This is a genomic window from Halocynthiibacter sp., assembly GCF_049608145.1.
Classification (GTDB): domain Bacteria; phylum Pseudomonadota; class Alphaproteobacteria; order Rhodobacterales; family Rhodobacteraceae; genus Halocynthiibacter.
On sequence record NZ_JBMYXF010000035.1, the window covers coordinates 24,424 to 34,450 of the forward strand.

A 10,027-nucleotide genomic window follows, 5' to 3' on the forward strand; every position below is an offset into this window, starting at 1 on the left:
TCGGCGGACAGACAGACTGAACAAACAACGTCAGCACCTTAGACGTTCTCGATAGAAATTTCATCCGTCGTCAAGTCAATATTGCCATCAAAAAGAACGCTAACGACCGCCCCCGGAACATCTGTCCCAGATTCAAATTCCATCGTAAGACGTGTGTATTCCTGCATCACACCATTTTCTTCTACAGACTCATGAGTGATCTCTGCAGAAGTCATCTCACGATCTTCAGAGCCACCCATTCGGCTAATCGTGACTTTCAGGCTGTCCTCATCTGGGTTGAAATCCGTAATCCGGAAGAGGTCACCATCATCAATAGCGGGGGTATCGGAAGCAGAGCCGCCATTGCCATTGGACAGATGTAGGTTGATGTCAAATTGATCCTCGCCTTCCTGTCCCCCAACTGTGACGGTCAGATCCTCGGACGTATTTCCAGTTCCAAAATCGCTGAATATCTGAATAGTATCGTTACCGTCACCGCCAGACACAAGACCATTGTCCGGGGCTCTAGACGAAATGTGATATTCAATCAGGTCATTCCCCACACCACCGTATAGCTCGTCACCCTGCCCGCCTTTGAGCGTATCATCCCCGGCATCACCAAATATCTTCGACGGAAATGCACCTATGATTTTGTCGTTTCCATCACCACCATGGATTTCCTCAACATAATCCCATGCTCCCAACATTGCCACATCGTCTCCGCCGCCCAAGAAAACAGATTTTGGCGAGTGAGGAGCAACCGAATCCGGCGATGTCGGGTTGAACGCCGAGTTTTGGCTTTCAAGCAGATCATCTTCTTCAGTGCCGTAAAGTTCGTCATCTCCATTAAACATAAGTTTATTGAGTTCGGGTTCTGGGGTATCAGGCACGGAACCGTTTCCAGCATCTTCGGCATTTACATCTTCGTCGGAGCGCTCAAACAGATCCACAAGACCTGCGAACCCCCCTGCAATAATCAACGCTAATAAACCTGCCCCCAAAACACCCTCCAGAACGAAAAAACTCACATTAACAAAGATATATTCTATACGTATTACGAACAATCAGGAAATAAAAAACGCCCATACAGGCGCTTTTTATTAGCATAGGAAACAGAACGGCTATGCGCGTTCTGAATATTCCATGGTTTCGGTGTTCACCACGATGTCTTCGTCCTGGCCTACGAAAGGTGGCACCATGACTTTCACGCCGTTGTCCAGGATCGCTGGCTTAAAGCTGTTGGCTGCGGTCTGACCTTTGATCACAGGTTCTGTTTCGACCACTTTGCAGGTGACTTTCTGCGGCAGGGACGCCGACAGGGCTTCCTCTTCGTGGTATTCGATCACGGCTGTCATGCCATCCTGCAGGAACGGGCGACGTTCGCCCAGAATATCTGACGGCAGTTCAATTTGTTCATAAGTTTCTGTGTCCATGAACACGAGCATCCCGTCGTTTTCATACAGGAAGGTCTGGTCTTTCTGTTCCAGACGCACGCGTTCTACTTTGTCCGCAGACCGGAACCGTTCGTTCAGTTTGGACCCGTTGCGCAGGTTCTTCAGTTCCACCTGGGCAAAGGCCCCGCCCTTGCCAGGTTTCACGTGATCCACCTTTACAGCGGCCCACAGACCATCGTTATGTTCCAGAACATTTCCTGGACGAATTTCATTTCCGTTGATCTTGGGCATGGTAAATTCCTGATAAATCTTGATCGAAGCTGGTTTGAACCTATATATATCTCATCCGGAGCTGACAAGATCGAGCGCGCTGGTGTGAGCTGATTGTTAAGCCATGCACCAGGCGCATGGCAGGTATACAAATTTGGCAACACCGAATCGCTCAGAATAGTTCATATTGAGCGTCACGCTTCAAAGCGCAAGAGCAAAATAGAAAGAGGACGGCGAGATGCTAGATTTCGTTGATGGTTCAGCATTTAACAACGAGCAGGGCAACCGGGCAAAGAAGCTCTTTGCTGCTGTTGTTCTGGCTGCACTGGACGACGCCATCGCCGACGATAAAAAGTACGGTAATGGTCCTGAACAAATTGCACGCTGGGCACGTTCACGTGACGGCCGGGAAGTTCTTTCCTGCGCGGGCATCGATCCAAACGAACGCGTTGTCGGCGGGTTGATGGAATTCGTTGAAAAAGGTGTGCGCACGTCTGTGGCCCTTTCCCGTGAAGAAAGTGAACGCCGCAACCAACAGGCCGAAGCAGCTTAATTGCTGAATACCTCCTGCTGTTGACAGTTTTATGAAACGCGCCTGTGACGGGCGCGTTTTCTTTGTCTACAAAGCGCTGAATATCAGGGCCGGCAGAATGACACTGGCCCCGGTCAAGCACAGGGTCACACGCGCCCCTGCCCCTTTGTGACGTCGCCATAAGATCACCATCAGGGCAATCACCAGCGCGATTTCTACTAGGGCAACAACGCCTCCGTGGTGATCCACATCCCAGTAGCTGAGCGGACTGTGAAAGACCCAGTCGCTGAACGGCCAGAACTGTGCCCGGGCGTCATCGTTATGAAACGGGAAATCAAAGCAAAGATGCAGAACCCCGGCCCCAGAAAACGCCCGCAGCCAGACCGGTCCCCGCCAGAATGCGAACCCCAGCAAAAGCCCCCAGAGGATAAAACTGTTATCCACCTGAAAGACACTCTGCCAGGTCTCTGAGAAGTAATATTCATCAAACACCACCTGGGGCGTGATGCCCTGCCACCAGATCGCATGTATGGTCAGCAGATACAGCGAGATATCGGGCGCAAGCGCCCCCAGCCCCGCCGCCAGATTTACCCGGGGCGCATGTGCTTTGCCGCAGGTGGCAAGCCCGATCAGCAGATGTGTCGGTGTGTTCATTGCGCCCCCCAAAAGAAAACCCCGCCAGACTATCCTGAGCGGGGTTTTGCAGAATGTAAACGGCGCATGCGCCTAATGCCAGCGTGGATCAAACGTCGCGGGCCGTGACCGTGCGGTGAATTTCACGACGTACCATTTTACGCATATTCCGTGTGATCCGTTCGCCAAGTGCGCCGCGCAATTCTTCGCGAACAACATCGGACACAATTTCCCGCAGGCGTTCTTCATCCATCAGAAGGCTGGACGCATCAGTTGCGGGCGCTTCAGTCTCAACTTCTTCCGCTTCAGCAGGGGGATCCTCTTGATTTTCATCGTCAGAAACGCTGGTCGCGACAATTGCCTCAACCGCAGTGTCTTCGGAGGATGGCATATCTGCTGTGTCAGAAACCGCTGCGTCTGTTGTTTCCGGGGCAGCAACTGCGATCTCGGAGATAACTTCGTCTAGGACAACCTCTTGGATGATTTGTTCCACGGCGCCTTGGTCTTCTGAAAGAGCGTCAGGCGTCTCTGACACGGTCACGGTCACGGTCGCGGTGCTTTCCGTTTCAGAACCCTCAACGGCATCATCCACAACCGGATCGATTTCAGCGACCAGTTCCACTTCGGCGATTTCGTCTGGTGTTTCTGCAATCGCAGTATCTTCAACCTGTGGTTCTTCGATTTGTGCTGCAGTTTCAGCAACGGTTTCTACTGTCGCTTCGGCGTCGTGCGTTTCATCCAGTGTCGTTTCGGCTTCGGGTCCTGTTTCTTCCCGCGCCATCAGATCCATTTGCAAAGCCGCCTCGATATCCGCCGCGACCTGTTCTTCTGTGATCAATTCTTCTGGATTAAACCCCTGGACCTGGCTTTCGATTTCGCCAGAAGTTTCAATGTCTGCTTCAGACGCAGCAGCAGCAGGATCATTTGCATTGTCTTTCGCGACGGCAGCGCCTTCGAGTTCTTCAGAACTGATTGATCCCGCCTCAAGGATGATATCCGCCTGCGGGACGGCCTCTGCGGCAACCAACACAAGCGGTTCCGATGCAGTCGGCGTTTCCATGTCGGCAGCTTCAGTTGAAAGGTTTTCCGCAATAGTCGGCTCATCCTCGGCGGGCTGGGCAGGTACTACAGCGGGTGGAACAGCTTCGCTTGCACCAAGAACATAGACCTCTGGAGCAGCAGTCGCTGGCGTATCGACAAATTCGGGCATTGACGTTCCGGCCAGTTCGTCGGTTTCTGATCCATCGGGTTCCCATTCCGCGTCCTGGGCGGAAATCGCGGTTTCCATATGTGCGACGCGATCTTCAAGGCGCTGCAATTCATTCACCTCGGCCGGGCTTTCAGCTTCTACGAAATCTGTAATCGGTGCCTCGGCGAGCTGCGCAAAATCAAGAACGGCCCCTGGCGTGTCAGTTGTAAGTGTATCGTTATCCAAGCTCTCCTCTGACATTTCTGCTTCAACGTCAGTGACTGTCGGGCTTGTTTCGTTCAAATTTGCCACAACAGGAGGGATATCAGCGGCGGATGGTTCCAGTGCAGCGGCTGGTGATTCTACATGCAGTTCCGTCGCGGCAGTCGCTGTGTCCACATCAGTTGACGCGGCTTCCACACGGTTTTCGGGCATCAGGACAAACCGGCTGTTCCAGCTGGAATGTGCCGGTGCAACAGATGTCTGTTCGTCAGAGGACGGCGTTACAGATGTATCTGAAAAGTCAGTGTTTACTGGGTCAGTCGCCGCAACCAGAACGGGTTGTGCGGGGGTCGCAGGTCTGGGTTCAGCCTGCACAGGTTCATCTGTCACAAGCTTCCGGATGGAGGAAAGAACATCCTCGACTTCGGCCTTTGAAACGGGTTCTGACATGGTCTGATCCTGTAGTTACTTCATGTAAATCAACACAACTGTGGCCATGAATATACGCGTTGAGGCACGCTCACACAACAGACAGGTAAAATTCTAACCGCTCAGGAAATCCCCCCTGTCGGCATGACCCGATAGGGGGGAAATCGGATTAGTTTCCGTTGCCGCCAGCGATTGAACGCAGCAGAGCATCAAGACGTTCGCCCTGTTCGCTGGTGGCCCGGCGGGCTGGTGCGCCGGACACCGCAGCATAGTAATCAGCCGGATCATAGGTCTGCACACCAAGGTTCAGATGTTCCACGGTCAGAAGGCCCATAGAGGCCAGCAGATTATAGGCAGCCACCTGTGAATCGCTTTGGGCGGACACAAGATTGGAACGCGCATCCAGAAGATCCTGTTCCGCGTTCAGCACATCCAGCGTGGTGCGCGCGCCAAGGCGGGCTTCTTCGCGGACACCTTCCCAGGCGGCACGAGATGCGGAAATCGCGCGATTGCTGGCCTGAATCTGCGCATGAGACACGCTGAGCTGTGACCAGGCGTTGCCGACATTCTGCTGCACAGTCTGCCCGGCGATCAACAGCAGGGCACGGGACGCATCGCGCTGTGCCATGGCCTGACGTTGCAGAGATTTCAACTGGCCGCCCTGATAGATCGGGCCGGTGATCTGCAGGCCCAAGGTGCCGCTTTGACTGCCGTTTTCACCCAGCACACCATTTGCAGTCGCGCTGACAGTTGGCAACATCTGGCGTTCCGTAATGGCGATATTCATTTCCGCCACGGTCACGTCACGCTGCGCACGCTTTAGGTCGGGATGGTTTTGAACCGCTAGATTTTGTGCGGCCTGTACGGAAGAGGCAACAGAAGGCGCGCGAGGCGGCGTTGCCAGTTGGCCTGGGTAATCGCCAATCGCGGCGCGGTATTCTTCACGCGACACCTGAAAATTGCCTTCGCGGGCTGCAAGTGTGGCACGGGCGGATGCAAGACGCGCCTCAGCAAGGGAGACATCCGTACGGGTGATTTCACCCACTTCGAACCGATCCCGCGCAGCACGCAATTCTTCGGTGATCAAACGCACATTGTTGTGGCTGAGGTCTACAAACTGCGCATCGCGGCGCACGTTCATATAGGCCTGAATGGCGCGCAAAAGCACCTGTTGTTCCACAGAAACCAGCGCATCACGCGTCGCCAGAACGGTTTCTTTCTGCGCTTCAATCGCCAGGCGACCCCGGCCAAACTGATAGATCGGAAGCCGCAGTTGCAGCGTCGCAGATTCAGTGAAGTCCCCCACGGGCACATTGTTCACATGCTGACGGGTGCTTTGCAGAATATAAGTCAAGGTTGGGCGCAGGGATGCAACCGCCTGCGCGACACCTTCGTCTGCGGCACGCAGCACCGCCCGGTTCTGCAGCAGAAGACCTGAGTTTTCATATGCAGACACCAGCGCATCTGCGAGGGTCTCAGCCTGAAGCGAAACAGGTGATACAAAAAGTGAAAAAGCCGTAATTGCTGAAAGCTTCAGCCTGCGTAGTGCGTAGGTCAAATCCTGTCTCCCGTATCAACTATTTATACTTTGTTTTCATTAAACTGGTTACTGTCATTTTGTGCCCCTGGGGTAAACTTGCACATCTGCACATCCCCAGGTGCATATTTAAAGAGAAAACCCGGATTGGGCTTCAAAGCCCGGCAGAACCGGCGCTGTCGCGTTAAAGGAGTCACGCCAGGCTATTTTGCCATCGGCCTTGTGCCCCACACGCATCACACCCAAAGCCCCTCGCATAAAGATTGCGGCAATCCGCCCCCCTTCTGCCAGCTGTTCGGTCAGCGCATCGGAAAACGTTTCAATACCACCTTCGATCAGGATCACATCATAAGGGCCATGTTTGCCTGCACCCTCTGTCAGAGGCCCGGCGATTACAGCGGCATTATCAACACCTGCGGAACTTAGCATGGATTGCGCTTCGTCTGCCATGCCGTCGATTTCCTCAACCGCGACCACAGCATCTGAAAGACGCGCCAGAACTGCGGCCGAATAGCCCAGCCCACAGCCGATGTTCAACACCAGTTCATCCGGCTGAATATTCAGAGCATCTAACATCTTTGCAAAGGTGCGCGGTTCTGTGACAACACGTTTTGGAGCAAGGATAACTTCGCGATCTGCATAGGCCGCATCGCGCTGCCCTTCGGGAACGTAATTTTCGCGTTCCACTTTCAACATCGCATCAATAATTGGGAATTTTGTAACATCAGACGGGCGAACCTGCGTATCGACCATCATTAACCGGCGGGAGGCATAATCTGACATACTAAACTCATTCGTTTGGTTTCGTTACATCAGTCTTGCCATATCACATCCCAAGGGGCAATACGCTGCACCCCGACGCAGACACATTTGTCTAGACGTTCAGGCTATATTTCAGATGTTGCCCTGCAAACCAGTTGAAGCGTGCATGGCCGGAATTGCAGCGTCAGAATAAATAAATTGCATTTAAGTTAACTTTCCATTTCACTGAATGTGAACAACGGCGGGACATTTAACGTTGACCAAGCCCCTGGTTAGCCCACATCCCACAGCGCCGCCGATTAAATAGGAGCCCTCATGTCTGCATGGATCGAAATGATTTCGGATGAAAACGCCGATGCCCCACTTAAAGACGCGCTTGATTTTGCACGGACACCACATGGCACCGTCGACAATGTAATGCGCGTGCATTCCCTACGTCCACAGACGATGAATGGTCATGTTGTTTTGTACCGCGCCTGCCTGCATGACGACAGCAATACCATTCCCATGTGGTTTCAGGAGGTGATTAGTTCCTATGTCTCCACCCTGAACACCTGCCCATATTCCTATGCAAATCACTGGTCCAATGCCCGCCACCTGATCGGAGATGATACCCGCGCGGATCAGATCGAGGCCGCCTTGAAAGCCAGCCGTCCGGAAGACGCTTTTGAGGGCCAGCAGCTGGCCTTGTTGCGCTATACGGAAAAACTAACCCTACATCCCGGCAAGATGGAAAAACAGGATGTGACCGATCTTAAGAACGCTGGTGTGCCAGATGGTGAAATCTTGGAAGCCAATCAAATCATTGGATATTTCAACTATGCCAATCGCCTATTGAATGGCCTTGGTGTGACCACGGATGGGGATACCGTCGGCTATTACGCGAAAGATTAACTTGCTATAAATGCATTTATTTGCATAGGCTGCAATTAAATGCATCCAATTCAACAGGAGGCCCGCATGGGTTACGCAGAAGCAAAACAGGTTGAAAGCAATGTTATTCCGGTCGTGGATATTACGGCCTTGCGTGATGGCAGTGACCCGATGGGCGTGGCCAAGGCCCTTCATGCGGCCAATACCGGTCTTGGGTTTATCTACATCAAAGGGCACGGCATTCCTGAAGACCTTATCGACGCGGTCCGGGCCGGTGCGTTTGACTTTTTCCGATCCGATGAAGCAAGCAAAGAAGACGTGCGTATTGATGCAAGCCACCGCGGCTGGCTGCCCCAGGGTGGCGCAAAGATGCAAGATGATGCCAAGGCGGATCTGAAAGAAAGTTTCGTCTGGGGATACCAGAATGATGCAGGTACTTTACCCGACGCCCATGAACTGCGCGGCCACAATCAATGGCCTGCGGCGATGCCGGAACTTCAGGATCTGTGCATGCAGTATTTCACAGCGGCCCATGGGGTTGCGGAACATCTGATGCAGGGGTTTGCTTTGGGGCTTGGGCTGGATCAGGATTTCTTCCTGCGCAGCAATGACGCCCCTTTGTCGCGAAATTCCTTTGTTTATTACCCGGCACAGGATGAAAATGCGGGCAAGGATCAGTTTGGTGTTGGGCCTCATACTGATTTTGGCGTTCTGACGGTGCTGTGTCAGGACAGTGTTGGCGGGCTTCAGGTGGAAAATATTGATGGCGAATGGATCCAAGCGCCACCGATTGAAGGCACGTTGATTGTCAATGTTGCGGATCTTCTGAGTCGCTGGACAGATGGCGCGTATAAATCCACCCCACACCGGGTTGTGAACAGTTCTGGCAAAGAACGCCTGTCTCTGGTCTTGGCTTATGACCCAAATCCTGAAACGATGATTGATGCAAAAGATGTCTTTGGATCGGACTATAGCCCGAAAGAAGACCCCATCACATGTGGCGATTATCTGAACTGGCGGTTCGCCAGGGCCTTCGCCCATAAGAAAGGCTGAGATGAGCACAGGAAGCGCGCGCGAAGAAACCGGGATTGACCATGCAATCGGTGCGGCCCTGCGACAGCTGCGCCGGGCGCAGGGATGGTCTGCAAGCCAGCTTGCGACCAACGCCGGGATATCCGCTGCGATGGTCAGCCGCATTGAAAATGGTCAGGTGTCCCCTTCGATCGGTTCTCTTTGTGCACTGTCCTCCGCGCTTGACGTCCCTCTGGTCAGCCTGTTTCGCGAAACCGCCAGCGGGCATACGGATTATACGCTGGTGCGGGCGGGCGAAGGCTTAAAATCCAACCGTATTTCCCAGGGCCACAGCCATGAATTCATTAATCTTGCGGTCCATTCCCGGCGCGATCTGCAGTTTGAAGCCCGCCGCGTCACCCTGATCCGCCAGGACGCACAGCCCCCCACCTATGTCGGCCATGGTGTCGTATATATTCAGGTGCTGGACGGTGAAGCGGTCTATCGATATGGCGCTGAAGATTTCACCCTATATCCGGGGGACAGTCTGTCCATTGATGCCGAGCTGAGCCATGGTTTTGTAGAGGTCCTTAGCGATACATTCACCTTTTTGACCGTTCAGGCGGAACGCCGATGAGCGCACCGGACCGGGAAATTGATCTGACCGAGGGATCCATTGCCGGGCATTTTCGCGCCTTGGCCGTGCCTGCCGCGATTGGTATGGTGTTCAGCACGCTTTATAACGTTGTTGATATCTGGTTCGCTGGCTTAATCTCGACCGAAGCCCAGGCCGGATTGGCCATTGGATTTCAAGCATTTTTCATCACCATGGCCGTTGGTTTCGGGCTTGGTTCTGCGATGGGGGCCTTGGTTGGAAATGCCCGCGGTCGTCGCGAAAGCGCTGAGGCCCGCGCGCTTGCGGCCCAGGGCATAAGTTACGGTGCGATTGCCTCACTTGGCTTGATGATTGCAGCCATCTGGTTTGGTCCGCTTTTGATCGCGCTGGTGTCTGAGCCAGGCGGATACCGCGACGCAGGCACACAGTATTTTACATGGCTTATCTTTGCCCTGCCCGGCTTTCTTTTGGCCTATGGCGGCAACGGTATCCTGCAGGCACGCGGGGATTCTGTCACCTTGCAGCGGAGAGTACCCCAAAGCGTGGGGCAATTATGCTGCCATTTTCTGATCACCGTCTG

The 10,027-nt window shown here is 53.6% G+C and carries 11 protein-coding genes; 5 read left to right on the forward strand and 6 right to left on the reverse strand.

All coding sequences use genetic code 11. From position 1 onward, the window contains the following. Positions 1-38 precede the first annotated feature (38 nt). Positions 39-980 (reverse strand): hypothetical protein, encoded by a 942-nt coding sequence (locus ACPGUT_RS11100; RefSeq protein WP_423991348.1) that lies wholly within the window; start codon positions 978-980, stop codon positions 39-41. A gap of 120 nt (positions 981-1,100) precedes the next feature. Then, entirely contained in the window at positions 1,101-1,664 is a 564-nt protein-coding gene (efp, locus tag ACPGUT_RS11105; RefSeq protein WP_423991350.1) for an elongation factor P, read from the reverse strand. A gap of 217 nt (positions 1,665-1,881) precedes the next feature. On the opposite strand from efp, the gene ACPGUT_RS11110 reads away from it, so the two are divergent. Further along, the gene (locus ACPGUT_RS11110; protein ID WP_423991352.1) at positions 1,882-2,196 is read left to right on the forward strand and encodes a DUF6280 family protein; all 315 of its coding nucleotides are present in this window, start codon (positions 1,882-1,884) and stop codon (positions 2,194-2,196) included. A gap of 66 nt (positions 2,197-2,262) precedes the next feature. On the opposite strand, the gene ACPGUT_RS11115 is transcribed toward ACPGUT_RS11110, so the two are convergent. The 4 genes from ACPGUT_RS11115 to ACPGUT_RS11130 form a co-directional block, all read right to left on the reverse strand. Further along, the gene (locus tag ACPGUT_RS11115; RefSeq protein ID WP_423991354.1) at positions 2,263-2,829 is read right to left on the reverse strand and encodes a cobalamin biosynthesis protein CobQ; all 567 of its coding nucleotides are present in this window, start codon (positions 2,827-2,829) and stop codon (positions 2,263-2,265) included. Between the two features lie 88 nt (positions 2,830-2,917). Then, complete coding sequence (locus ACPGUT_RS11120; RefSeq protein WP_423991356.1) at positions 2,918-4,669, reverse strand: hypothetical protein; 1,752 nt, start codon at positions 4,667-4,669, stop codon at positions 2,918-2,920. A gap of 148 nt (positions 4,670-4,817) precedes the next feature. Next, positions 4,818-6,206 carry a TolC family outer membrane protein gene (locus ACPGUT_RS11125; protein ID WP_423991358.1) on the reverse strand — a complete coding sequence of 463 codons (1,389 nt, stop codon included), beginning with the start codon at positions 6,204-6,206 and terminating at the stop codon, positions 4,818-4,820. A 108-nt stretch (positions 6,207-6,314) separates the two neighbouring features. Next, positions 6,315-6,968, reverse strand: a complete 654-nt coding sequence (locus tag ACPGUT_RS11130) for a protein-L-isoaspartate O-methyltransferase family protein (RefSeq protein ID WP_423991360.1) — start codon at positions 6,966-6,968, stop codon at positions 6,315-6,317. 294 nt (positions 6,969-7,262) lie between these two features. On the opposite strand from ACPGUT_RS11130, the gene ACPGUT_RS11135 reads away from it, so the two are divergent. From ACPGUT_RS11135 to ACPGUT_RS11150, 4 genes are all read left to right on the forward strand, one after another. Continuing rightward, the gene (locus ACPGUT_RS11135) at positions 7,263-7,841 is read left to right on the forward strand and encodes a carboxymuconolactone decarboxylase family protein (protein ID WP_423991362.1); all 579 of its coding nucleotides are present in this window, start codon (positions 7,263-7,265) and stop codon (positions 7,839-7,841) included. Positions 7,842-7,907: 66 nt separating this feature from the next. Further along, positions 7,908-8,873, forward strand: a complete 966-nt coding sequence (locus ACPGUT_RS11140) for an isopenicillin N synthase family dioxygenase (RefSeq protein WP_423991364.1) — start codon at positions 7,908-7,910, stop codon at positions 8,871-8,873. Position 8,874: 1 nt separating this feature from the next. Continuing rightward, a complete protein-coding gene (locus ACPGUT_RS11145) occupies positions 8,875-9,468 on the forward strand; it encodes a helix-turn-helix domain-containing protein (RefSeq protein WP_423991366.1) in 594 nt (197 codons plus the stop codon). Further along, the coding region (locus tag ACPGUT_RS11150; protein ID WP_423991368.1) for an MATE family efflux transporter at positions 9,465-10,027 on the forward strand (563 nt) is incomplete at its 3' end. The genes ACPGUT_RS11145 and ACPGUT_RS11150, both read left to right, overlap by 4 nt.